Raw genomic sequence first — 26142 nt, 5'->3', positions numbered from 1 at the left:
CAACCTTGCCAAGGTTGAGGTCATCGGTTCGAACCCGATGTATCGCTCCAAATTAAGAAGCCCGAACAGAAATGTTCGGGCTTTTTGGTTTCTGACGTTTAGATTTTACGTTTAAGAACTCTTCTTGTTCGAATCCGCACTCAACATTCATTTCTATCTCTGTTTCAAATTTTGCAATCAAGTTAGTTTTTAAAAGCGAGATTCCCTATGAACTCGTTCCTCGTGCTAGGGAATGACGGAAAGACGCCATGACCTAAAAGCTTCTCTAGCAACGTTTATAACCCCACGTCGTCATCCTCGGGTATGAGGAACGAATGAACCGGGGAGCTCTTTCCCAAACGATAGTGTGACGATATTTACAGCAATTGCTTAGCCACCGCTGCTATTTATCAAGCTATTACTAAAAACTATTGATCGTTCATTTCACTTTATGTTACTTTCCCGCGCAATCTCGGAATGAAAATGTTCAAGAAGAGCAACGATTGCTTCTGGGGGATACGCGTAGTGACCATTCTTGCTGATTGGGACATTACGTAGGGTAGGTATTGGCTAGTCCTTTAGCTGATAGACGGGATACTTATGGCGCAGTTCGTCATGTTAATGGGAAACCCAACATTGAACACACTAATTACAACATTGCTAATCAGCTCTGCATTTCCAAAGGGACCAGCTCCTCATAGCTGCCCGATCCTGCAAAAATGTCCAATTCTTCAAAACAGTAGCATTACTGAACCTTGAGCTCACGCTAACAATTTATCGCTGTCTTAAGACGGCTTAATTTCGTATTCGTCATTTGACTTATGCGAGCGTACAGCTATATCTCATTTCTAGACAATACGTGTACTTCACTATGAACTCTCTCCAAATTTAACGAGAGTTGGTGGGTAATTGCGTCTGATGGAGGTGAGTATGAACACATTCAAGGGGACTTTTATGACTACCGCCTTTGAAGTCGATATCAATACTATCGCAAATTCATTTTCAACTATGGTTCCTATCTTAGAGGGAACGTACGACCTAACACCTGACGCTATTTTGCTAGAGCAAGAACAGCATGAGTCGGATGTTCGCTCTTACCCAAGACGCCTGCCTATTGCTATTAAAAGAGCATGTGGCGCTTTAGTTGAAGATACTCGTGGCCAACTCTTTCTCGATTGCTTAGCCGGTGCAGGTACACTTTCTCTGGGTTACAACCACCCTGAGATTAACCAAGCACTTAAAGACCAACTCGATTCTGGTTTGCCATACCAAACACTTGATATCACGACTCAAGCAAAAGAGACGTTTATCAAGCGAGTTAAAGCTTTTCTTCCTCAAGACTTTTCAAATAACTCGGTTCTTCAATTCTGTGGCCCATCTGGCGCTGACGCTGTGGAAGCGGCGATCAAGCTCGCCAAGCAAACCACAGGTCGCAACACCATGTTTGCTTTCCGTGGTGCTTACCATGGTATGACGAACGGCACCATGGGTATGATGGGTAACCTCGGCACTAAAGAGCGTCGTAGCGGCTTGATGTCTGATGTGCACTTCATGCCTTTCCCATACAACCTACGCTGCCCGTTTGGTATTGGTGGTGAAGCGGGTGCTAACGCGAGCATTCGTTACATCGAACGTATGTTGAATGATGACGAGTCTGGCATCATGAAACCGGCGGCGATGATCGTTGAGCCTGTGCAAGGTGAGGGCGGTGTGATTCCTGCTCCAGCATCTTGGTTACAAGGCCTACGTCGCATCTGTGATGAGCACGGCATCCTACTGATTTTTGATGAGATTCAGTGTGGTGTGGGCAAAACTGGCCATCGATTTGCGTTTGAAGAGTCTGGTGTTAATCCAGATATCTTATGTTTATCTAAAGCGATTGGTGGCGGACTGCCTATGTCGCTGCTTGTGTTCGATAAGAGCATTGATACATGGAAAGCGGGTGAGCACACCGGTACATTCCGTGGTAACCAATTAGCAATGGTCTCTGGCGCTAAGGCGTTGGAGATCATCGAACGAGATGGCTTAGTTGAGCACGCGAACATCGCAGGCCAATATTTACGTCACGGGCTTGAGAAGATTCAATCACGCGTTAGCTGTATTGCTGAAGTTCGTGGTAAAGGCCTGATGCTCGGTGCTGAGATCAAACAACCAAATGGTGAGCTTAACAAGTTTGGCGAACCACAATCAGACGGCGAACTAACCCTAGCGATTCAACGAGCAGCGTTAGAGCGTGGCTTGATGGTTGAAAAGGGTGGTCGTGATGGCTCGGTAATTCGTTTCCTTCCGCCAATGATTATCTCTTTTGAGCAGATTGACTTTGCACTCCGCGTAATGGAAGAAGCGATCATCGCAGCTGGTGGTGGCTTACAACAAGACCCAACTTCAAGCGAACAAGCAAACCAAGAATGGAACAAGCATTTCATCCATACAGGTTTAGGCGGTAGCGACGAATTTGCTAACGTGATGAACCAAACCACTCAAGCGATGAAAGCGGTTTTTGAACAGGTTGAAACCCCTTATTCGGGTTTAGATCCAAAAGTGCTAGAAGCAGCTATCAATGCTGTCGACCTTGATAACAATCAACACGCTTTGGTTGATGTTGTAGATAGTACTGCAGACCTTGTCGCTGCAAACTCCATCTTCGTGCAACACCCAGATTGCATTGCACACCTTCACACTCCTCCTCTTATGGCTTCGGTAGCAGCGGAATCGATTATCGCGGCGTTGAATCAATCAATGGATTCATGGGACCAAGCATCGGCTGCGACTTATGTTGAGCAGCGCGTTGTGGATTGGATGTGTGACAAATACCAACTTGGCGCACAAGCTGACGGTGTTTTCACTAGCGGTGGCACGCAAAGTAACCTAATGGGTTTATTGCTTGCGAGAGACTGGGTTGCGGATAAGCACAATGGTCACTCAATCCAAAAGCTTGGCTTACCAGAATACGCGAGCAAGCTGCGTATCTTATGTTCAAAGAAATCTCACTTCACGGTTCAAAAGTCAGCCTCTCTACTAGGGCTAGGCGAAGCGGCAGTGTGCTGTGTTGACACCAATGCAAACGGCACTATCAAGCCTGATTTGTTAGATGCAGAAGTGAAAGCGCTTAAAGCACAAGGGTTGATTCCTTTTGCTGTTGTCGGTACGGCGGGTACAACCGATCACGGTGCTATCGACGACCTTGATGCGATTGCAGACCTCGCAAGCCAACAAGGCCTTTGGTTCCATGTCGACAGTGCTTACGGTGGCGCGCTTATCTTAAGTAGCCATAAAGCTCGCCTGAAAGGCATCGAGAAAGCGGATTCAGTGAGCGTTGATTTCCACAAGTTGTTCTTCCAAACAATCAGCTGTGGTGCTGTGTTGCTGAAAGACAAAGCGAACTTTAAGTTCCTACTGCATCACGCAGACTACTTGAATCGCGAGCACGATGAGCTGCCAAATCTTGTCGATAAGTCTATTGCGACCACCAAGCGTTTTGATGCATTGAAAGTCTTCATGACGATGCAAAGCGTTGGGCCAAAGCAGTTGGGTGATATGTACGATCATCTCCTAGAGCAGACGCTTCAAGTTGCAGACCTGATTCAGAAGCATGACGATTTTGAACTGCTTGCTGAGCCGTCACTGTCTACTGTGCTGTTCCGATCGGTGCCTCGCAATGGGCAATCAGCAAACGGTGAGCTAGATTTAGACAAACTGAATCAAACGTTAAGACTGGAAGCTCTGACTCGTGGTGTTGCCGTGCTTGGCGAAACGGTCGTCGACGGTAAAAGCGCGCTGAAATTTACAATCTTGAATCCGTGCTTAACGACATCAGATTTCAAATCTCTAATTAACAAAATTCAAACTCTAGCCACTGAGCTAGCAGAACAACAAGGGTAATTAATACTATGGCTATTCTACAAATTGGTGCAGGCGGCGTTGGTTGGGTTGTTGCACACAAAGCAGCACAAAATAACGAAGTACTGGGTGATATCACAATCGCTTCTCGCACAATCGCGAAGTGTGAAAAAATCATCGAATCTATCAAGGGCAAAAACAACCTTAAAGATTCAACTAAGAAACTAGAAGCACGTTCAGTAGACGCTGATGATGTTGATGCGCTTGTTGCTTTGATTAAAGAAGTTCAGCCGGATCTAGTGATCAACGCTGGTCCTCCCTGGGTAAACATGGCAATCATGGAAGCATGTTACCAATCTAAAGTTTCTTATTTAGATACATCGGTAGCGGTTGACCTATGTTCTGAAGGCCAACAAGTACCACAAGCTTACGATTGGCAGTGGGGCTACCGTGAGAAGTTCGCTGAAGCAGGCATCACAGGTATTCTTGGTGCTGGTTTCGATCCAGGTGTGGTATCAATCTTTGCTGCATACGCGGTTAAGCACTTGTTCGATGAGATTGACTCAATTGATGTAATGGATGTGAATGCTGGTGACCACGGCAAGAAGTTTGCGACAAACTTTGACCCAGAAACCAACATGCTTGAGATCCAAGGCGATTCTTTCTACTGGGAAAATGAAGAGTGGAAACAAGTACCTTGTCACTCTCGTATGCTTGAGTTTGAATTCCCGAACTGTGGTTCTCACAAAGTTTACTCAATGGCGCACGATGAAGTTCGTTCAATGAAAGAGTTCATCCCAGCCAAGCGTATCGAATTTTGGATGGGCTTTGGTGATGCATACTTGAACTACTTCAACTGCATGCGTGATATCGGTCTTCTTAGCCCAGATCCGCTAACACTGCACGATGGTACTGTGGTTCAGCCTCTGCATGTTCTTAAAGCACTACTACCGGATCCAACATCTCTAGCTCCGGGTTACACTGGTTTAACGTGTATCGGTACTTGGGTTCAAGGTAAGAAAGATGGTAAAGAGCGTAGCGTATTCATCTACAATAACGCAGACCACGAAGTGGCTTACGAAGACGTAGAGCACCAAGCGATCTCTTACACAACTGGTGTTCCAGCGATTACCGCTGCACTTCAGTTCTTCCGTGGCGAATGGGCTGATAAAGGCGTGTTCAACATGGAACAGCTAAATCCAGATCCGTTCCTAGCAACTATGCCGGAAATTGGTCTAGATTGGCATGTTCAAGAGCTTGAAGCAGGCCAAGGTCTTCCAGTGATTCATGAGCTGAAAAAATAAGAACTGATTTCTTGTTTTGATTGCTAATTAAAGGGGACATGGATTGTTCCCTTTTCGATGATGATAGCCTTGAAGCTTTGGTATCATTTATTTTGATTTTGTAACTCACTGCGCTCGGACAGGACAAAATCAAAATAAATCACACCAAAATTGTTAATTTACCTTTCCATCTATAGATGCTGCTTGAGTGTTTACAAAAATGACGTTTAAGAAAGAAGAACTAAAAACCCCATATTTCATGATCAACGAAGACAAGTTGATTGCGAACTTAGAAAAAGCCAAGCAACTGAAAGAGATTTCAGGTGTGAAATTGGTACTTGCGCTTAAGTGCTTCTCGACTTGGGGCGTGTTTGACATCATCAAACCGTACCTAGACGGTACTACTAGTTCTGGCCCTTATGAAGTGAAATTAGGTCACGAAACTTTTGGCGGTGAAACTCATGCTTACAGTGTGGGCTACAGTGAAGATGACGTGAGAGAGGTTGCTGACATCTGCGACAAGATGATCTTCAACTCTCAAAGCCAACTTGCTGCTTACCGTCATATTGTTGAAGGTAAAGCTTCACTGGGTTTACGTTTAAATCCGGGCGTGAGCTACGCAGGGCAAGACTTGGCGAATCCAGCACGTCAATTCTCGCGTTTGGGCGTGCAAGCTGACCACATCAAACCAGAAATTTTCGATGAGATTAATGGTGTGATGTTCCACATGAACTGTGAGAACAAAGACGTCGATGCGTTTATCGGCCTGCTTGATTCAATCTCAGAACAGTTTGGTGAGCACTTAGATAAGTTGGACTGGGTGAGCATGGGCGGAGGTGTGTTCTTCACATGGCCTGGCTATGACATCGAAAAACTCGGTCTTGCGCTGAAAGCCTTCTCTGAAAAGCACGGTGTGCAGATGTATCTTGAGCCGGGTGAAGCGATCATCACTAAAACAACCGACCTAGTTGTGACAGTGGTCGATATTGTTGAGAACGTGAAGAAAACAGCGATTGTGGATTCAGCGACTGAGGCGCACCGCCTTGACACGCTTATCTACAATGAGCCCGCATCAGTATTGGAAGCATCAGAAACAGGCAGCCATGACTACGTGATTGGTTCGTGTTCATGTCTTGCGGGCGATCAGTTCTGCGAAGCGAGCTTTGATGAGCCACTTAAGATTGGTCAAAAGCTGCATCTGTTAGACAGCGCGGGTTACACAATGGTGAAATTGAACTGGTTCAATGGCCTTAAAATGCCTTCAATCTACTGTGAACGTAGCAGTGGTGAAGTTCAGAAGCTAAATGAATTCGGCTATGAAGACTTCAAACGCTCATTATCACAATGGTCAGTTAAGTAACTGAATCACAAGTTCAGAGCAATACAAAGAGCAGCTAATGAGCTGCTAATGAGCTGCTCTTTTTTGTTCTTTAATTTTGTTTATTTAGCTTTCAATCATCACACGAGTATCTTCACTGAGCGTTTCGAGTTCATTAACTACGTCGTCGATCTGTACTTCGATTGGCAGCTTAACGGCGATTTTTGATGTGAATAGACTTGAGCTAACACCGCCGCCACCAGCGATAAAGACGCGGTGACAATCCATATCGAGAATACTGATTCCTTGTCTATCCAATACATGAGTCACTTCGTTGACGATACCTGCTCGGTCGTTAGAGTCGAGTCTCAAGTGATGGACCGTGTCTTGAACATTGTGTGTATGATCGGAATCGACAAACTGCACGATGAGATCTGGATTGGCGCTGAACGCTTCTTTTACAATCGATTCGTTGATGGCTGGAAGTTGAACCTTTAGTACGCCTGCGACTTGGTCTTCAATAAAGTTCACTTTACTGATGAGCCATTTGCCGTCGTTTTCGTGAGTAACCGCAGCAAGCTGTTTGATTGTTGCTGGTGATGCTTTTCCGATAAAGTTTACGATAAATGTACTGTTCATATCAGCCCCCAAGGTTTCAATTATTCTTTGCTAATTAAATGTTTGATATCACGCGATAAAGTTCTTTAATTTCAGTGTAGAAGGTTACATCGAACAATGTTTGACCTAGGTCAATTTTTGAAACTAAGCTTCGATGCAAAAAAAGAGAATGAAGAGTAGGGCACAAAAAAAGCGGCTAGAGAGCCGCTTTTTAGAAGAGTTGTCACTGTGATTGATGATTCAGCAACTTATATTCAATAACTTATATTGAGTAGTACTAGAGACGAATTAGAACGTTACTTTGAAGTTCATACCAACAAACTGAGAGTCGTATGGTGCGCCAGCATCGTAAGCAAAACGTGCAGCGTCTTGGTTATCCCACCAAGGGTTAGTATTCAGGTTAACTTCTGCATCACCGCCCCATGCGTCACTTACCCAGTAGTGAATGTGTCCAACAGGGTTAAGGAAGAATAGCGACACATCACCCATGGTTTGAGAGCCCATCACTTCGCCACCTGAAGCAATGATATCCTGCTCTGCTTCTAGCATCATTTCACCGACAACCGCACCGAAGAAAGGTGTGATGAAGAGATCTTGCCATGAAGGTACTTCTGCAAACGCTTCTACGCCGTATTCCCAGAAGAACGTCGACATAGTCCAAGAGTATAAGAATGACTCAAACTCGTCGTAACCTGCGTGTCGAGCTGCAGTGTAGTAAACACCACCGAAATATGGGTGCATTACGTAGTTTAGGAAGTGTTCGTCACGGTCCCATGTTGGACCAGCAGAAACGTTATCTTTCCACTTTTTACCTAATGAGCTGATATCACGTTGGTCATCATCCCACTTAGTAATACTTTCAGGGAGCAGAGTCATTAGACCCACTGTCGCGACACTCAAGCCAAGAATGGTGTAGGTTTGACCCATTAGGTAATCCCAATCTTTCTCCTGACTCACCAACATGTGTTTTGGTTGTTGGATTGATAAGTCGTACTCATCACTCGACTCGCTCAGTGCGTAATTGGTACTAGGCTTGTAGGTGTACAAGTTGTCATTAAAACAGTAATCTTGAGCACATTCATCCGAGTAAGAAAGGTTGATTGGCTGGTCGAAGTCGTATTGGCTTGCAACCGAGTTAACTGACATTAGCATTGAAAATGCGGCAGTAACCTTTGCTAGTAACGGTGATTTGGCCACAAGGGTCTCCATGAGAAAGTTTGGAATTGATCAGGATCACAATTATCTATTAAATGCCTGATTTAGGGAACTAATAATTTATAGCTTTTCCTAAGAAAACCTTAGGTTTAACATTATTAATATTAGTGAAAAGGCGAATTGCTCCAAATTCAACCATAGACCAGTTTGTAAATAATGCAGTGTCTTTTTATGACAACAAGGGATAGAAATATGACGAAAATCGCAATGTTAAGCACAGGTGAAGAAGTTCTTCATGGAGACATTGTAGATACAAACGCAGCTTGGATGTCTGCTGAGTTTTATCAGCATGGTTTTGCGCTTGCTAAGCGCTCAACTGTGGGTGATCAAATGAATGCTCTTGTTGAAGAACTGCTGATGCTGAGCTTTAACTATGATGTGGTTATCGTTAATGGTGGTTTAGGCCCGACAACCGATGATATGAGTGCTGCCGCCGCTGCAGCTGCTTCCGAGCAGAAACTCGTCATGTTCCCTGAATGGCTTGCTCGTATGGAAGAGATGTTCTCTGGACGTGGCATGCCAATGCCAGACAGCAACCTTAAACAAGCTTTGTTACCTGCGAGTTCAGAGATTGTCGATAACCCTGTGGGGACGGCTTGTGGCTTCAAACTGAAAATTAACGATGCGACTTTCTATTTCACGCCGGGTGTACCAAGTGAATTCAAGCGCATGGTGACGTTTGAGATTCTTCCTGACTTGTCGTGTACCTACCCTCAAGTGGTTGCCTCTGAATGCAGTCGACTGTTTACGTTTGGTTTGTCTGAGTCCGGTATCTCTGATGTTTTGGATCAACTAAAGCTGCCAGAAGGTTATGAACTTGGTTATCGCTCTTATCTGCCGTTCATTGAGGTCAAACTGTTTGGTCCTAAGGCAGACTTAGAAACTCGCGTTAAGCTTCTGCAGATGGTTTACAAGCTGCTAGAGAGTAATGTCGTTAGTGTTGATGAGCCGATGATTGACCATATTGGACACATCATGGCGGAAAAAAAGAAGACGTTATCTGTGTCTGAAGTGTCGACCAAAGGTTCACTGTCAGCGTGGCTGCAATTGAATGAGCAGATAGAAGATTGCTTCGGACACTCATGGGTGATGGCTGAGCCAAAAGAGAGCGAACTTGAAAAGAGCGATCCATTAGCCGCGACCTTTGCGCTGGCTGGAGCAACAAGAGATAAGTGCGGAACTGAATTGGCTTTGGTGACTGGTAAGCTGGAAGGCAACACATTCAGCGTTGCATTGTCGACTGAAGCAGGCGAGTGGGGGCAGGTACTTGAGTTTTATCGTCAGTACTCGCGTGAAGACCAACGCAACGTGATTAAGACCGTTGCCGCCGATATGCTGAGAAGGCATTTAGATAACAAACCGATGTTTGGTACTTATTCTTCGGTTAAGCGATTAAAAGACATGTTTATTCCAGCGGCTATCATTAAGTAGCTATGTAAGCTAACGATGTAAGCGAACTCGCTAAGTCTGTATTAAAAACGCTAGAAAAAACGAAATAAAAAGGCCCAACATCTAAATAGGTGTTGGGCCTTTTGTTTATCTAGCCTTCTAGATAACCAAACAAGCAGCGATGTTTACACGCAACTCATGTCTGTAAGAACTCGATTACAAACCGCTTGTCATATGTAGGCTGTAGAACAAACCACGGCCGATTAACTCTGAAGCCAAGAACAATACTAGTGCTAAGCCAAGGTTAACTGGGTTCACTTTTGCTTTGTTCAGCATAGGTAGAATCCAAATCAACAAGCTTGCCATTAGCAGTGCCACTTGAAGAATCACATAGCTACCTAAACCATCGACTAACTCAGACGCTTTTGCCGCTGAAGTTTGGATGTCTCCGATTAGGTTCAGTTTTCCTACTGTCACAAGCAAGCTGATAGCAACAGCGATAACAGCCAACATGGTGATGTTACGGTCAACCGTAAAGCGGCTGTCGTTTGCGAATACAATCACGAACTGAGATAACAGCAAGCCACCCACAACCATCGTCATGATGAAGCTCAGTGGTGTGTAGATGTTGTCCCACGTCGGTACTGTGTTGATCATGTATACGTTGATCATCGCGTACATGAAGATAACACCCAGTACCATCGCGCCAACCATCAGTGCTTTCTGGATAGCAACGCCACCTTTCTTGACTACCGACAGTAACCATTGCAGGCCACCGACAGCGAAGAATGCCGCACCGAAGAACACTTCGTTAGACAACCAAGCCGAACCTAGCTGATTAAAAGCGTTAAACGCGCGCAGTGGAGAGCCAAGGTGCGTTGTCGAGAACATGAAGCCAAGACCCATCAGTACCCATAGGATAAACATTGGAACCTTGTAGCTGTTCAGCTTCTCTTCGTCATGACCAAGTACCAGTGCACGTGCGCCAATCAGTAAGTAACCACCAACCGCAGTTTGCGCCAGCACCGTAAAGAAGATTAAAGACCACTCATGAAAAATCATCTTACACCTCCTTCGGGTTTGCTAGGTGACCGCTGGTATCGCCAGTCGGCTTCGCGTTTTTGTTCAGCTTAATCACGATGTTTGGTAGCGTTTCTGTTGAAGATGGCAGTGGAGCCACATCCGCACCAGAGCCGTACTTCTCGCGAAGTGTATTGATTTCACCGAACTCCAATGCACGAAGTGGGCAAGACTCAACACAGATAGGCTGTTTGCCTTCAGAAACACGTTGGTAACAACCATCGCATTTCGTCATATGACCTTTCTTAGCATTGTATTGTGGTGCGCCGTAAGGACACGCATTGCTACAGTGCTGACAACCAATACATACGCTCTCATCAACCACAACCAAACCGTCTTCATCACGTTTGTGCATTGCGCCCGAAGGACACACTTTCACACACGCTGGGTTAGTACAGTGGTTACAAGCGATAGATAGGTAGTAAGAAAAGACATCTTTCTGAACCCAGGTATCACCATCTTGAGTGAAGCCACCACCGGCATATTCGTATACGCGACGGTAGTTCGTTTTGATGTCTAGATCGTTATAATCTTTACAAGCAAGCTGACAGGTTTTACAACCCGTGCATTTACTTGAATCAATGTAAAAGCCGTATTGTTTCATTCCAACCTACCTTATGCTTTCTTTAGCGCTTTGATTTGAACTAGGTTTGTATGCTGAGGGTTACCCTTAGCAAGTGGGCTCGGGCGCTGAGTCGTCAGCACGTTGATAGAGCCTGCATGGTCGATCTTCTGACCATCTGGTGCGTACCATGCACCTTCGCCTAGTGCGACAACTCGAGGAAGAATCCTAGGTGTCACTTTCGCTGGAATATGTACTTCGCCACGGTCGTTGAAAATACTCACCATGTCGCCGCTATCAATACCACGTTCTTTTGCATCGATTGGGTTGATCCACAACTCTTGCGGTGCTGCTGCTTTGATTTCTGCAACGTTGCCGTAAGTCGAGTGAGTACGAGCCTTGTAGTGGAAACCGGTTAGCTGAAGTGGGTACTTCTCTGCTAGTGGGTCGTTATGACCTTCGAAAGAGTCCGCGTAAATCGGAAGTGGGTGAATCACTTCGTCTTCTTTCAGCTTCCAAGTCTTCGCGATATCAGCCAGTTGCTCTGAGTAGATCTCGATCTTGCCACTTGGTGTGGTCAGTGGGTTCGCTTCAGGATCTTTACGGAAATCTTCATAAGCGATGTAGTGGTGGTCGTAGCTACGTTTGTAGATACCCAGCTCTTTCATCTCTTCGAAGGTTGGCAGTGTTGGATCGTTCTTACGAGTTTCTGCGTAAAGGTGCTCAATCCATTGCTCTTGAGTACGGCCTTCGGTGAACTCTTTTTCTACGCCCATTCGTTTCGCAAGCTGAGTACACATCTCGTAGATAGATTTTGCTTCAAACTGAGGCTCAATCGCTTTCTGCGCGTAGATGAAGTAAGGCATGTTCGCCGCTTTACCGTCCATACACCAGTCGTCTTGCTCAGACGTTGTTAAGTCTGGCAGGATGATATCGGCGTACTTCGCTGAAGACGTCATATGGTTATCAACCACGACAATCATTTCACACGCACTTTCATCTTGAAGAATCGCGTGAGTCTTGTTGATGTCTGAGTGTTGGTTAATGATGCAGTTACCTGCGTAGTTCCAGATCATCTTGATTGGGTTCTTAAGGCGCTCTGCACCGCGAACACCATCAGTGATGTCGGTCATTTCATGGTGACGGTAAATCGCGTCTGTCCACATGAACATTGAAATAGACGTTTCAACTGGGTTTGGCACGGTAGGGAAGCGCACAAATGGAATGTTGATGTCGCTTTCACGAGCGCCTGTTGAACCGCCTGATACGCCCACAGAACCAGTGAGCAGTGACAGCATCGCGATTGCACGACACGCTAGTTCACCGTTCGCAGTGCGTTGTAAGCCCCAACCTTGGTGAATCGCACATGGTTTCGCTGTGCCCATTTCACGGCCAAGCTTAACGATGGTGTCAACTGGAATACCCGTGATCTTAGAAGCCCATTCTGGTGTCTTCTCTACGCCATCTTCACCTAAACCTAGGATGTAAGATTTGTAGTCGCTGTTTTTAGGCGCTGATGCAGGAAGGGTCTTCTCATCGTAACCGACACAGTATTTGTCTAGGAACGGTTGGTCGACAAGGTCTTCAGTGATCATCACGTGTGCAAGACCCGCTACCAATGCCGCATCTGTAGAAGGACGAATTGGGATCCATTGATCTTCACGGCCACCGGCAGTATCGGTGTAGCGAGGGTCGATGATGATCGTTCTTGCGTTTGATTTGTTTTTGCTTTCAACGTAGTGGTGGATCTGGCCGCCACCAGACATACGCGTCTCAGCAGGGTTGTTACCAAACTGAATGTTAAGTTTAGTGTTCTCTAAATCAGAGAAAGAGTTGTTGTTTGCCCAACCGCCGTAGGTGTAGCTCAAGCCTTTCGTGATTTGCGCTGTTGAGTAGTCACCGTAATGGTTTAAGTAACCACCACTTAGGTTCATTAGACGAGCAATCAGCGTTTGAGCTGGTGGCCAAGATTTAGTAACCGTGCCGCCCAGCGTACCTGTACCGTAGTTTAGGTAGATAGTGTCGTTACCGTAGTCTTTGATAAGGCGTTGCATGGTGCCAGCGACTTCATCATAAGCCTCTTCCCAGCTAATACGCTTAAACTTACCTTCACCACGTTTACCCACACGTTTCATTGGGTACTTTAGGCGATCTGGGTTATAAACACGGCGGCGCATCGAGCGACCACGTAGACACGCACGAACTTGGTGATGACCGTATTCGTCAGTGCCTGTGTTGTCTGTTTCTACGTATTTGATTTCACCGTTTTGTACATGCATACGCAGTGGGCAGCGAGAGCCACAGTTTACTGTACATGCACTCCATACGATTTTCTCATCCACATTTTCAGCAACTGCAGCCGCTACTGGTTTGGATTTGAAAGGTAATGCAATACCGCCCGCAAGTGCAGCTGCACTACCTACTGCAGAGGAAGCTTTCATGAAGCCTCTTCGAGTAAGATTCATTACCCCAGATTCTTTCTTATTCGTCATTCTAAGATGCCTTTTGCTATTGATAGCTAGCACTTTATAGGTAGTTTGTTCTTTATGTATTTATTTCGAATTATTGATTGATTGGCATCAAATAAGTGTGGAATTTAAAGTTTATGAATTGAATGTATAAAATAGATCAAAGAATGAAATGAGTTAATTAATATAATTATCTTTAAACCTATAACGATATAAATAATAATGATTATCGATACGCATAAATTGTTGGGTTCGCTATTTTATCAAGCGACAAGTAAAGAACAGTTAATCACCATTGTCGAAGCTTTGGTTGAGAGCGAAGTACTCTCTGAAGAATGCTTGCAGGCATTAAGAAGCGAAGACGAAGATGCGCTCGCAGCAGAGTTCAGCCGCCTGTTTGAAGGCGTTGGAGACATGCCAGCTCCGCCTTGGGGTTCTGTGTACCTAGATAAAGACCGCGTTGTGTTTGGTGCTTCTACGGTTGAGTATCGCCAGTTTTTAGAATTGAATCAGATTGAATTAGACACTGGGTTAAGAGAGCCGGAAGATCAATTTGGTTTAATGTTATTCGCTCATGCGTATTTGTTAGAAAATAATAATATCAATTCAGCCGGTGAATTACTTGAGGGTCACTTATTAACTTGGTCTTCTGTTTATTTAGAAAAACTAAATAAAGCATCAGAGTTATCTTTTTATAAAAAGCTATCGGTTGATGTAATAGATTGGTTTAAGTACTTAATATCTGAATATAATTTAAACGTTGCTACTAAAAAGTTATATATCGACTAATGTCTGAACAAATAAATTCAAATAGACGCGGTTTCTTAACTCGACTTTCTAAACCGGTTAAAGCAGCCGCGAATTATGAAGAGATATCACAGCGCTTGCATGCAAGACCGCCAAGAGCGGTCGATGAGGTGCTGTTTGAGCGTCTTTGCGACGGTTGTGGATTGTGTGAACAATCGTGTCCAAATAGCGTTATTGAGATGCTAGAGGGCAGTGCGCTGCTGAATTTGGATTACAACAGTTGTTCTATGTGTAACAAATGCACTGAAGTGTGTCCGACCGGCGCACTTCATCCAACGGTCACGCCTTATATCGACCTCAAGCCGAGCTTTGCGGATAGCTGCAATAATTACATGCAAATGGACTGTTCAGCATGCCAAACGGCGTGTTCAGCTGGTGCAATACACATCGAAGTAGGAGAGTTGCCTACAGTGGACAAAGATAAGTGTAACGGCTGTGGAGAGTGCCGAAGCGCTTGTTATATTGGCTCTGTGACTCTTAACCTGACTCAGCAATAAACGTTTGGCTTTGTATGACACAAGCCAACAGGAAGATTTGGTTGAGTGATAGACGAGTCGCTTTAGATACCTAAAGACATAAATAGAAAAGGGTCCGCATTCCTAAAGGAAGCGGACCCTTTTTTGATTCTTATTGACGATATTCGAACAAAGTGACCTAAAGCCAGCTGGCTTATGCGCGTTTTTGCTTGTTTCTATGAATAACGTTACTCAGCGATAGCTCAGTCTTTGCTTTACAGATACAAGGCAATATCTCATTACCTTGCGTGTAAGCCATAGCAAAACCAACGTACTCGACCTCACCAGAATCCAACGTGCAGCGGCAAGCGCCACAGTGACCATCTCGGCAGTTGTATTCTGGCTCTAACCCAGCTTGTTCCATTGTTTCCAACAGAGTGTTTGAAGGGTTAGATTCAATTGAAGTCAGTTTGTTGATTTTGATTGTTGGCATTACAGCTCAAATCCTTCAAAGTCGTCAGCTTTTACTTCGTTGTCGATTTGGCCAACTAGGTAAGAACTGATTTCTGCTTCTTGTGGAGCAACTTGAACGTTATCTGAAGACAACCAAGCGTTGATCCATGGAATTGGGTTCGACGTTGCTGCTGGGTAAGCCGTACCTAGGCCAACAGCCTGCATACGGATGTTGGTAATGTACTCAACGTATTGGCAAAGAATGTCTTTGTTCAGACCAATCATAGAGCCATCTTTGAATAGGTATTCTGCCCACTCTTTCTCTTGCTCAGCCGCTTCTTTGAATAGGTCGAAACACTCTTGCTTACACTCTTCAGCGATCTGCATGAATTCAAAATCATCTTGACCATTGCGTAGCAAGTTGATCATGTGCTGTGTACCAGTAAGGTGAAGGGCTTCATCACGAGCGATTAGCTTGATGATCTTCGCGTTACCTTCCATTAGCTCACGCTCAGCGAATGCAAATGAACATGCGAAACTTACGTAGAAACGAATCGCTTCTAGTGCGTTTACAGACATTAGACATAGGTAAAGTTTCTTCTTCAGGTCGTGAAGTGAAATCTTGACGTCTTCGCCGTTGATGCTGTGGTTGCCTTCACCGTAGCGGTGGTAGTCAGCCGTTAGCTTGATTAGGTCGTCGTAGTAGAAAGCGATGTCTTTAGCACGCTTCAGAATCTCTTCATTTTCAACGATGTCGTCGAATACTACGCCTGGATCATTCACGATGTTACGGATGATGTGCGTGTAAGAACGAGAGTGAATCGTTTCAGAGAAAGACCAAGTTTCAATCCAAGTTTCAACTTCTGGTAGAGATACCAATGGAAGTAGGGCAACGTTAGGGCTGCGGCCTTGGATTGAATCTAGAAGCGTTTGGTACTTCAAGTTAGAGATGAAGATGTGCTTTTCATGCTCAGGAAGCTTGTTGTAGTCGATACGGTCGCTAGACACGTCTACTTCTTCTGGACGCCAGAAGAAAGAAAGCTGCTTCTCGATAAGCTTTTCGAAGATTTCGAATTTTTGTTGGTCGTAACGTGCAACGTTTACCGACTGACCCAAGAACATTGGTTCTTTTAGTTGGTCATTTTTTTGCTGAGAAAAAGTACTGTAAGCCATAAATGCCTCAAATCCTTTAAAGACCCGTAATAAAACGGACCCTGTTAATGCTTTAAACCCAGAGAAGATAACTCTTCTCTGGGGTCTTAATGTTTATTGCGGTTTAGATCTTACAACCGCCGCCTTCACAATCTTCTTCCGGCACTTGAACTGCATCGCCTTGGTCGTCTTTAGCACCATCACGAGTGTTATGGTAGTAAAGCGTCTTAACACCGTACTTGTACGCTGTTAGTAGGTCTTGAAGCAGCTTCTTCATTGGTACTTTACCGCTGTCGTAAACACTTGGATCATAGTTAGTGTTTGCAGAGATAGCTTGGTCAACGAATTTTTGCATGATACCCACTAGGTGTAGGTAACCGTCGTTAGAACCAATGTTCCAAAGTAGCTCGTAGTTCTCTTTAAGATTTAGGAAATCTGGAACCACTTGCTTAAGGATGCCGTCTTTCGATGCTTTCACTGATACGTAACCACGTGGTGGCTCGATACCGTTAGTCGCGTTCGAGATTTGAGACGATGTCTCAGAAGGCATAAGCGCTGTTAGCGTAGAGTTACGCAGACCGTGCTCCATGATCTCTTCACGTAGAGAATCCCAATCGTAGTGCAGTGGCTCTTCACATACTAAGTCGATATCTTTTTTGTAAGTATCGATTGGCAGTAGGCCTTTCGCGTAGTTGGTCTCGTGGAAAGATGGGCAACGGCCTTGCTCTTTCGCTAGTTCAACAGATGCTTTTAGCAAGTGGTATTGAATTGCTTCAAAAGTACGGTGAGTCAGGCCATTCGCGCTGCCATCAGAGTACTTAACACCATTCTTCGCTAGGTAGTATGCGTAGTTGATTACACCTACACCTAAAGTACGACGGTTCATTGTCGACTTGTATGCAGCTGGAAGCGGGTAGTCTTGGTAATCAAGCAGTGCATCTAGAGCACGAACAACCAGCTCAGAAAGCTCTGCTAGGTCGTCCAGTTCATTGATTGCGCCAAGGTTGAATGCTGAAAGCGTACATAGTGCAATTTCGCCTTCGTCATCTTCTACGTTAGAAAGTGGCTTAGTAGGAAGCGCGATTTCTAGACATAGGTTCGATTGACGAACAGGTGCTACTTCAGAATCAAACGGGCTGTGTGTATTACAGTGGTCAACGTTCTGAATGTAGATACGACCAGTAGAAGCACGCTCTTGCATTAGCAGAGAGAAAAGCTCAACGGCTTTAACCGTTTCACGCTTCACTGAAGGATCGTTTTCGTACTTAACGTATAGCTCTTCAAAACGGTCTTGGTTTTCGAAGAACGCATCGTAAAGGCCAGGTACGTCTGAAGGTGAGAACAGGCTGATGTTGCCACCCTGAACTAGGCGAGAGTACATAAGCTTGTTCAGCTGTACGCCGTAATCCATGTGACGAACTCGGTTCTCTTCAACGCCGCGGTTGTTTTTCAGTACTAATAGAGACTGAACTTCACCGTGCCATAGTGGGTAGAATACCGTTGCTGCACCGCCACGAACACCACCTTGAGAACAACATTTTACTGCTGTTTGGAAGTATTTGTAGAAAGGGATACAGCCCGTGTGGAACGCTTCACCATTACGGATTTCAGAACCAAGCGCACGGATACGACCTGCGTTGATACCAATACCAGCACGTTGAGATACGTAACGAACAATTGAGCTTGCTGTCGCGTTGATAGAATCAAGGCTGTCACCACACTCGATCAGTACACAAGAACTGAATTGACGAGTAGGCGTACGTACACCAGACATGATCGGTGTAGGTAGAGAAATCTTAAACGTAGACGATGCGTCGTAAAAACGTTTGATGTAGTCAAGACGAGTCAATTTCGGGTATTTAGCGAATAGACACGCAGCAACTAAAATGTAAAGGAACTGAGCACTCTCGTAGATTTCTTTCGTTACACGGTTTTGCACGAAGTATTTACCTTCGAGCTGCTTAACCGCTGCGTAAGAGAAGTCTAAGTCACGTTTGTGGTCGATGTACTCGTCAAGCTCTTCGAATTCAGCTTTCGTGTAGTCTTCCATAAGGTGGCTATCGTATTTACCCATATCAACCAGTTTTGCAACGTGGTCATACAGTGCAGGCGGCTCGTATTCGCCGTACGCTTTTTTACGTAGGTGGAATACAGACAGACGTGCTGCTAGATATTGGTAATCAGGAGTCTCTTCAGAGATTAAATCCGCTGCTGACTTGATGATAGTTTCATGAATGTCAGTAGTGGTGATGCCATCGTAAAACTGAATGTGAGCTTTCAATTCTACTTGTGATACAGAAACATTGTGCAAGCCTTCAGCTGCCCATGTAATCACGCGATGGATCTTCTCTAGATCGATCGTTTCTTTGCGCCCGTTACGCTTGGTAACAGTAAGTTGTTGGTTCATTCTGCTTAATTTCCCTAACAAAACTGAACAAGGCCGTGTTTTTGTGTATTTCTGTGTAATTTTTGTAAATTACGTTTCGGCTTTGTGATCTTGGTCTACCCATACATTGTAGTTCAAACACAACATATAGGGGTCATTTGTTTGTTGGGTTACAAGATAGTGCTACAACTGATATTTTTCAAGGTAAAGAAATGGGGTTGCTTGTGGATAAGTGGTGGATTGAAAAAAAACTGTAAGTGACCACTAACTGATGAGGTTATATGTGACTTGATTGTATAAAAGTCGGCTTTTAATGATGCTTTATTTTTGCACGCCCATAAAAAAAAATTCCTTGATCTTTGGCCAAAATGGGCGATTGATTTTAGGCGATTAAATTTAAATCGAGGTGGTCAAAATGGAAGCTAGCGCACGAAATTTAGACTGAAAAAAGTCGCAAAGTTATGGTAATTGCAACTCTTTTCATTCGTCTTTTTTACAAAAGGTTTTACGGTAGGGCTACCGATATTTTTTAGCCAAAGTTTTGCGTGTGGACGATGTAGTTTACGTCTACATTTGTGCCTAAACGATAAGTGTCCGTAAGAGGATTGTAGTGCAGCCCTGTAATCCCTAGTTCTTGCAGCGGAGTGTTATCGACCATCTTGATAAGTTCTGCAGGGCGAATGAACTTCTCGTGCTCATGAGTGCCCTCAGGAACAATCTTAAGTAGCTTTTCTGCACCAACAATAGCGAACAGGTAAGATTTGAAGTTACGGTTCAAGGTAGAGAAGAACACGTGGCCGCCCGGTTTCACCAATTTCGAACAGGCAGTGATAACAGATTGTGGGTCAGGAACGTGTTCAAGCATTTCCATGCACGTTACCACATCGTACGTCTGTGGGTTCTGTTCTGCGTGGTCTTCGATAGTGCTCTGGATGTAATCGAGCTTGGTGCCCGTTTCTAATGCGTGAAGGCGCGCGACTTCTAGCGGTTCTTTACCCATGTCTAGGCCTGTCACTATCGCACCTTCAACCGCCATGCTTTCTGCAAGAATACCGCCGCCGCAGCCAACATCGAGGACTTTCTTACCAAATAGGCCTTCAGTCTTCTCTAATACGTAATTTAGTCGCAGTGGGTTGATTTGATGTAGTGGCTTAAATTCGCCTTCTAGATCCCACCAGCGTGACGCCATGTCTTCGAATTTCTTGATTTCTGCTGGGTCTACGTTCTGTGATTTAGTCATAATCGGCATTTCCAAGTTAAATAATGCATCCATGAAATTGCAGGCATTATAACTTGCCTTTTCGCGCTGACCAGAAGATCTACAATTTTGCTAGTTTATTGGATGTAAAGTGACCATGTTTCAGCAAGATATGATGCGGAGGTGCAATTTCTCATCAATTGATTGGCTACAAGGGTCACAAGATGGTAAAAGGAGAGGGAAAGTGATGCCTCCGTAGGTAAATTTGTGTTATATTTTTCGGTCTTATACGTATTCAAAAATACGATCTGACTATAGAGGGAAAATGGCTCTATGAGCGATCTAGCGAAAGAGATCACGCCCGTAAATATTGAAGATGAGCTTAGAGGTTCATACCTAGACTACGCGATGTCCGTCATCGTTGGTCGTGCCCTTCCAGATGTGCGTGATGGCCTAAAACCTGTACACCGCCGTGTTTTGTTCGCGATGAATGTACTAGGTAATGATTGGAACAAACCATATAAAAAGTCTGCTCGTGTAGTAGGTGATGTAATCGGTAAATACCACCCACATGGTGATAGTGCTGTATACGATACTATTGTTCGTATGGCGCAACCGTTCTCACTGCGTTACATGCTAGTTGATGGCCAAGGTAACTTTGGTTCTATCGATGGCGACTCCGCGGCTGCAATGCGTTATACCGAAGTTCGTATGGCGAAAATTGCTCACGAGCTCCTGGCTGACCTTGATAAGGAAACTGTGGATTACGTACCGAACTACGATGGTACAGAACAAATTCCAGCAGTACTTCCTACAAAAATTCCTAACCTATTGGTAAACGGTGCTTCTGGTATCGCAGTAGGTATGGCTACCAACATCCCACCACATAACCTTGGTGAAGTTGTTGATGGCTGTTTAGCATTTATCAATAATGAAGATATCACTATTGATGAGCTAATGGACTATATCCCTGGTCCTGACTTCCCAACAGCAGCACTTATCAGTGGTCGTAAAGGCATCGTAGATGCTTACAAGACTGGCCGCGGTAAGGTTTACATGCGTTCAAAAGCGGATATCGAAGTAGAGAAGAATGGTAAAGAAACCATTATCGTTACTGAGATTCCTTACCAAGTAAACAAAGCTCGTTTGATCGAGAAGATTGCTGAACTGGTTAAAGATAAGAAAGTAGAAGGCATCAGTGCACTGCGTGACGAGTCTGATAAAGACGGTATGCGTATTGTTATTGAATGTAAGCGTGATGCAGTAGGCGAAGTGGTTCTTAACAACCTATACGCTCAAACTCAACTGCAAACGACTTTCGGTATCAACATGGTTGCGTTGAATAACGGTCAACCACAGTTGTTCAACATCAAAGACATGCTTAAGTGCTTCGTAGACCACCGTCGCGAAGTTGTGACTCGTCGTACTATCTTCGAATTGAAGAAAGCACGCGACCGTGCACACATCCTTGAAGCATTGTCTCTAGCACTTGCTAACATTGATGAAATCATTGAACTGATCAAGAGCGCGCCAACACCAGCAGAAGCTAAAGTTGGTTTAGTGTCTCGTGGTTGGGATCTTGGTAACGTTGCTTCAATGCTTGAGCGTGCAGGTACTGATGCGGCTCGTCCTGATTGGTTGGAAGACCAATACGGCATCCGCGATGGTCAATACTTCCTAACGGAAACACAAGCACAAGCTATTCTAGAACTTCGTCTTCACCGCCTAACTGGCCTAGAGCACGAGAAGATTCTAGACGAGTACAAAGCACTTCTAGAAGAAATCGCTGAGCTAATGCACATTCTTGCAAGCACTGAGCGTTTGATGGAAGTTATCCGTGAAGAACTTGAAGCGGTACGTGAAATCTATGGCGACGAGCGTCGTACAGAAATCACAGCGGCAGTTCATGACATCGACATGGAAGAGCTAATTGCTCAAGAAGACGTTGTAGTAACGCTTTCTAACGCAGGTTACGTTAAGTACCAAATCCTAAGCGACTACGAATCTCAACGTCGTGGTGGTAAAGGTAAGAGTGCAACTAAGATGAAAGATGAGGATTACATTGAGCGTCTGCTTGTTGCTAATACTCACGATAACATCCTATGTTTCTCTACTCGTGGTAAGACATACCGTCTGAAAGTTTACCAACTACCATTAGCAAGTCGTACTGCTCGTGGTAAGCCTATCGTGAACATTCTTCCTCTAGAAGAAGGTGAACGTATTACGGCTATCCTGCCTGTTTCTGAGTTCTCTAACGAGAAATTCATCTTCATGGCAACGGGTGACGGTACAGTTAAGAAGACATCACTGGATCAATTCGCAAACGTACGCGCTAACGGCCTAATCGCAGTTAACCTACGTGACGACGATTCACTGATTGGCGTTGACATCACTAACGGTGATAGCGACATCATGCTGTTCTCTAAATCGGGCAAAGTTGTTCGCTTTAACGAGGACAAAGTACGTGCAATGGGCCGTACTGCCTCTGGTGTTCGTGGTATGAAGCTTCCAGAAGACGATCAAGTGGTTTCACTGATTGTTCCTTCTAACGAAGGCGATATCTTAACTGTGACTCAAAACGGTTACGGTAAGCGTACTGAGCTAGCTGAATACCCAACAAAAGGCCGTGCAACGCAAGGTGTAGTATCTATCAAAGTCTCTGAACGTAATGGCCCAGTCGTTGGCGCTGTTCAAGTTGAAGAAGGCGATGAAATGATGATGATCACCGACGCAGGTACACTAGTACGTACTCGCGTAGCGGAAGTAAGCCAAGTTGGTCGTAACACTCAAGGTGTAACACTGATTCGTACTGCTGAAGACGAGAACGTTGTAGGTCTACAACGTATCGACGAAGTAGAAGAAGCTGAGATTGTAGAAGGCGAAGCTGAAGAGGCTGGTGCTGAAACTATTAACGCTGACGTTGCTGAATCAAGCGAAGAGCAAGCATCAGATGCTTCTGACTCTGAAAGTGATAGCGAGCAAGACACTGAGTAATCTCGATTACGCTAAGTAATTAAGCTTATCATTGAAAAAACCGAGCCTAAGTGCTCGGTTTTTTATTGCCTGTGGTTTGTGGAAAATCGTTAAATGCCAATAGCTATAACTTGATCAAGTTTGCTTTGTGGTGAAAGAGGTAGAGTGAATGGGCGGATAAAAAGGGAGAGTAAAATGGATATCTGGTTACTGGTTGCTTTGTTATTGATGAGCCTATTTTTGGTGGTGATTGTCGTTGCATCAAACAAAAACAGCCGTAGCCTTAAGGGGAACCTTCTTATATCACTCACCGCAGTGCTACTCAGTGGCATTATCTGGTTTCAAATGAAGCAAGAGCTGCCTCAGCCTCCTTCCAATGACAACGAAAATTACACCACAACAGATTTCCAAGATGAGCTGCAACAAAGCCTTAAGCAAGACCCGAATCAATCTGATTTATGGTTTAAGCTTGGTGGTGTTTATATGCAGAAAGGGGAGTTTGATGCGGCGTTTACCTGTTACGACTACGCGATTCGCTTAGACCCTCAAGCGCCTTCAGGCTTGTATGCCGCTAAAGCTACCGCACTTTATTATCTCAGTTCACAAGCGATGAGTGATGACGTCAACAAACTGCTAGAGCAATCTATGGATCTTGATCCGAACGATCGAACGGCATTGATGCTGATTGCGACCGATCACTTCATCAGCATGCGCTATCAACAAGCGATTGATGCATGGACTCAAATCCTCGATTCCAATCAAAAGGGGATTGATCGTGTTTCGATTATTCATTCGATCAACCAAGCCAAACAGATGATCCGTTAGGCTTGGCATAATCGCTAGTTGTTAATCGTTTGTTTTTAGTTATTTACTTTCCTGCATTTCAATCAGGCCACCTGCGTTATGGATTTGGGTAAACCCTTGAGCTTGCAAGAATTGATAAGCTTGTCCTGAGCGGTTACCACTGCGGCAATACAAAACGATAGGTTGAGCTTTGTCTATGCTGGCAAAGTGCGTAGCGACTTCAGAAAGAGGGTAGTTAATCGCATTGTCCAGATGACCTTGCTTGAACTCTGCTAGTGTTCTGACATCAACCACTAATGCGCCTTTCTCTATTAATTCCCACCCTGTCTCAGCGCGCTCAGAAGCTTGAACGCCTGAACTGAGTAGTGCGATACATAATGCTGAAAGTGAAAGTAAGGTTTTCATTGTATATTCCTTGAATTGGCGAGTGGATTGGGGAGGAGATATTGATGTGTATTGCCCCAAACCTAAAAAACCAGCCACACAATAATAGTGTGACTGGTTTTTACCTAATGGTCTAATTGAAGAAACTAGTATTCGTAGTTGGCTTCACGCTTTTCAGCTTGCTCTTCCCATTTAGGAACAACCGTGTCTAAGAAGTGTTGTTTCTCAGCGTTCATCTTATCCATGTCCATTCCAAGCGCTTTTTGAGCCGCTTCTTTGGTCGAGATGTCTGGAATCTCGATTGGATCAGTGATGCCTTTCTTCGCCAGTAGACGAACAATCTTAGTTCGAGCATCGGCTGCGCGGTCAACGGCAGTACCTAGCACTTCTAGAGCGATTTCTGGAGCGTGCATATGAACACCATGAGACGCAATAGCGTAGTCCCAGCGCCATTGAGCATGACGGATATCCAGTAGGATAGGTTCCATCTCTTGCTCGGTCGCACCCGCTTCCCATGCCGCGCCTGCTTCAAAGTGAGCGGCTACGATTTGTTTCTCAGCAGTCAGCTTCATGTTCAGCACTTGTGCTTTACGGCTTGAAACGATGTTACGCATGGTCTCTTTGGATTGAGTGTGACAGTTGGCACACGTATCTTCGAAGCGGTCGAATGGGTTACCCACTTTATGGTCGGTATAAACGGTGCCATCTTCTTTGGTTACTTTCGGCATATGACAGTCAACACAAGCAACTTTGTTTTTGCCGTGAATGCCTTCACGCCACGTTTCATAGCCAGGGTGCTGTGCTTTTAGCATTGGCGCTTTAGATACTTTGTGCGTCCAATCTTTAAAGCCGATTCCATCGTAATACTCTTCCATTTGCTCAACACGAGTCCCTTTGTCCCAAGGGAATTTCACGCCTTTTGTTGGCCCTGTGAAGTAGTATTCCACATGACATTGAGCACAAACGGAAGCTTGTTGATCTAAGCGACCTTGGTCTTCAAACTTCTTACCAATCGCATCGAACGCACGTTCAACATAAGGACGCGTCAACTTCAGTGCTGGCTCACCATTTTTAAAGCCTTCGCTTTGGGTATCGTGACAGTCTGCACAGCCAATAGGATTCACAATCTCGTTGCCAAGACGTGCCCATTTACCTTCAAAGTAACCGTCTTCGCCACGCTCTTCGATAACACGTGCTACGTCTGGGCTTTTACAGCTCCAACACGCCATTGGCATAGGGCCTGAACTTTCGTCCGTTGGGCCGCCAGTACGAAGTGTTTGTCGTACATCGTCAATCGCATAAAAGTGACCACGTGCCTTGTTGTAATCTTTTGCGAAGCCGTAGCCAGCCCACATGATAACCATGTTGGGATCTTCTTTTAGTGCGTCTTCAATGGTTTCGCTTTCTGAAGTTTGTCTCCATGAATGATATTGATCTGGGTGGTTTTGCTCGAACTGATCGTTACGAGGATCGCCAATTTCTTTTTGTTCAGACGCAGCAAAACTGGTCGCGCTTGCTAATGACGCGCTAACCATTAATAGTGCTGTGACCGAATTACGTATCCAATGCTTTTTCACAGTGATATCTCCAATATACTGATTTTTATACCAAGCGTTGTGAGTTTGCTATTCAAATTAAGAACTGGAGAATTTCTGTTTATATTAATTCATAAACAAACACATTTTGTTACGTGTTGGATATAGATTGTCCCAGATCAATTAATGGCAGTGACCTTAGTCACGTTGAAGTTCATATAACCCTAAAGTGGTATTGGTGGT

19 protein-coding genes are annotated in these 26142 nt (G+C 44.8%); 8 read left to right on the top strand and 11 right to left on the bottom strand.

Features of this window, described 5'->3' with window-relative positions; all coding sequences use genetic code 11:
* Window positions 1-909: 909 nt before the first annotated feature.
* The 3 genes from AB6D58_RS02510 (at window position 910) to nspC (ending at window position 6462) form a co-directional block, all read left to right on the top strand.
* The gene (locus AB6D58_RS02510; protein WP_170963066.1) at window positions 910-3861 is read left to right on the top strand and encodes a pyridoxal phosphate-dependent class III aminotransferase; all 2952 of its coding nucleotides are present in this window, start codon (window positions 910-912) and stop codon (window positions 3859-3861) included.
* An 8-nt stretch (window positions 3862-3869) separates the two neighbouring features.
* Complete coding sequence (locus AB6D58_RS02505; protein ID WP_017061002.1) at window positions 3870-5123, top strand: carboxynorspermidine synthase; 1254 nt, start codon at window positions 3870-3872, stop codon at window positions 5121-5123.
* Window positions 5124-5322: 199 nt separating this feature from the next.
* Complete coding sequence (nspC, locus tag AB6D58_RS02500) at window positions 5323-6462, top strand: carboxynorspermidine decarboxylase (RefSeq protein ID WP_017063550.1); 1140 nt, start codon at window positions 5323-5325, stop codon at window positions 6460-6462.
* Between the two features lie 84 nt (window positions 6463-6546).
* Here nspC and AB6D58_RS02495 read toward each other — a convergent pair whose 3' ends face one another.
* Window positions 6547-7059, bottom strand: a complete 513-nt coding sequence (locus tag AB6D58_RS02495) for a glycine cleavage system protein R (RefSeq protein ID WP_017061000.1) — start codon at window positions 7057-7059, stop codon at window positions 6547-6549.
* Window positions 7060-7326: 267 nt separating this feature from the next.
* Window positions 7327-8235 carry a DUF3943 domain-containing protein gene (locus tag AB6D58_RS02490; RefSeq protein ID WP_102393397.1) on the bottom strand — a complete coding sequence of 303 codons (909 nt, stop codon included), beginning with the start codon at window positions 8233-8235 and terminating at the stop codon, window positions 7327-7329.
* Window positions 8236-8445: 210 nt separating this feature from the next.
* On the opposite strand from AB6D58_RS02490, the gene AB6D58_RS02485 reads away from it, so the two are divergent.
* On the top strand, window positions 8446-9684 hold the full coding sequence (locus tag AB6D58_RS02485) for a CinA family nicotinamide mononucleotide deamidase-related protein (protein WP_017069172.1): 1239 nt from the start codon (window positions 8446-8448) through the stop codon (window positions 9682-9684).
* 174 nt (window positions 9685-9858) lie between these two features.
* On the opposite strand, the gene AB6D58_RS02480 is transcribed toward AB6D58_RS02485, so the two are convergent.
* From AB6D58_RS02480 to AB6D58_RS02470, 3 genes are read right to left on the bottom strand one after another with little or no spacing between them, the layout of a single operon-like run.
* Window positions 9859-10704, bottom strand: coding sequence for a DmsC/YnfH family molybdoenzyme membrane anchor subunit (locus tag AB6D58_RS02480; protein WP_017060997.1), 846 nt, complete (start codon window positions 10702-10704; stop codon window positions 9859-9861).
* Between the two features lies 1 nt (window position 10705).
* Window positions 10706-11326, bottom strand: coding sequence for a DMSO/selenate family reductase complex B subunit (locus tag AB6D58_RS02475; protein ID WP_004733360.1), 621 nt, complete (start codon window positions 11324-11326; stop codon window positions 10706-10708).
* A gap of 11 nt (window positions 11327-11337) precedes the next feature.
* On the bottom strand, window positions 11338-13776 hold the full coding sequence (locus tag AB6D58_RS02470) for a DmsA/YnfE/YnfF family dimethyl sulfoxide reductase (protein WP_017069171.1): 2439 nt from the start codon (window positions 13774-13776) through the stop codon (window positions 11338-11340).
* 198 nt (window positions 13777-13974) lie between these two features.
* Between AB6D58_RS02470 and AB6D58_RS02465 the strand changes: the two genes are divergently transcribed.
* Entirely contained in the window at window positions 13975-14541 is a 567-nt protein-coding gene (locus AB6D58_RS02465) for a molecular chaperone (protein ID WP_017060995.1), read from the top strand.
* The gene (napF, locus tag AB6D58_RS02460) at window positions 14541-15056 is read left to right on the top strand and encodes a ferredoxin-type protein NapF (protein ID WP_017060994.1); all 516 of its coding nucleotides are present in this window, start codon (window positions 14541-14543) and stop codon (window positions 15054-15056) included. The genes AB6D58_RS02465 and napF overlap by 1 nt, the downstream gene beginning before the upstream one ends.
* A gap of 172 nt (window positions 15057-15228) precedes the next feature.
* Here the strand turns inward: napF and yfaE are convergent, their stop codons facing one another.
* From yfaE to ubiG, 4 genes are all read right to left on the bottom strand, one after another.
* Window positions 15229-15507, bottom strand: coding sequence for a class I ribonucleotide reductase maintenance protein YfaE (gene yfaE / locus AB6D58_RS02455; protein WP_010438115.1), 279 nt, complete (start codon window positions 15505-15507; stop codon window positions 15229-15231).
* A complete protein-coding gene (gene nrdB, locus AB6D58_RS02450) occupies window positions 15507-16640 on the bottom strand; it encodes a class Ia ribonucleoside-diphosphate reductase subunit beta (protein WP_017063554.1) in 1134 nt (377 codons plus the stop codon). Before nrdB ends, yfaE begins: the two co-directional genes overlap by 1 nt.
* 103 nt (window positions 16641-16743) lie before the next feature.
* Window positions 16744-19026: a class 1a ribonucleoside-diphosphate reductase subunit alpha gene (gene nrdA / locus AB6D58_RS02445; RefSeq protein ID WP_372156448.1), complete on the bottom strand. Its 2283-nt coding sequence runs from the start codon at window positions 19024-19026 to the stop codon at window positions 16744-16746.
* Window positions 19027-19534: 508 nt separating this feature from the next.
* Window positions 19535-20278 carry a bifunctional 2-polyprenyl-6-hydroxyphenol methylase/3-demethylubiquinol 3-O-methyltransferase UbiG gene (gene ubiG, locus AB6D58_RS02440; protein WP_170926849.1) on the bottom strand — a complete coding sequence of 248 codons (744 nt, stop codon included), beginning with the start codon at window positions 20276-20278 and terminating at the stop codon, window positions 19535-19537.
* A 258-nt stretch (window positions 20279-20536) separates the two neighbouring features.
* On the opposite strand from ubiG, the gene gyrA reads away from it, so the two are divergent.
* A complete protein-coding gene (gene gyrA, locus AB6D58_RS02435; RefSeq protein WP_372156446.1) occupies window positions 20537-23197 on the top strand; it encodes a DNA topoisomerase (ATP-hydrolyzing) subunit A in 2661 nt (886 codons plus the stop codon).
* Window positions 23198-23371: 174 nt separating this feature from the next.
* Entirely contained in the window at window positions 23372-24001 is a 630-nt protein-coding gene (locus tag AB6D58_RS02430) for a tetratricopeptide repeat protein (protein ID WP_017060989.1), read from the top strand.
* Between the two features lie 39 nt (window positions 24002-24040).
* Here AB6D58_RS02430 and AB6D58_RS02425 read toward each other — a convergent pair whose 3' ends face one another.
* The gene (locus AB6D58_RS02425; RefSeq protein WP_372156444.1) at window positions 24041-24385 is read right to left on the bottom strand and encodes a rhodanese-like domain-containing protein; all 345 of its coding nucleotides are present in this window, start codon (window positions 24383-24385) and stop codon (window positions 24041-24043) included.
* 125 nt (window positions 24386-24510) lie between these two features.
* Window positions 24511-25941, bottom strand: a complete 1431-nt coding sequence (gene nrfA, locus AB6D58_RS02420) for an ammonia-forming nitrite reductase cytochrome c552 subunit (RefSeq protein WP_372156442.1) — start codon at window positions 25939-25941, stop codon at window positions 24511-24513.
* Window positions 25942-26142: the final 201 nt, after the last annotated feature.

The organism is Vibrio sp. 10N.239.312.D08 (genome assembly GCF_041466145.1).
GTDB classification, from domain to species: Bacteria; Pseudomonadota; Gammaproteobacteria; order Enterobacterales; family Vibrionaceae; genus Vibrio; species Vibrio crassostreae_C.
The sequence above is the reverse complement of the archived record's forward strand: the minus strand, read 5'-3'. Positions and strand labels throughout refer to the sequence as shown.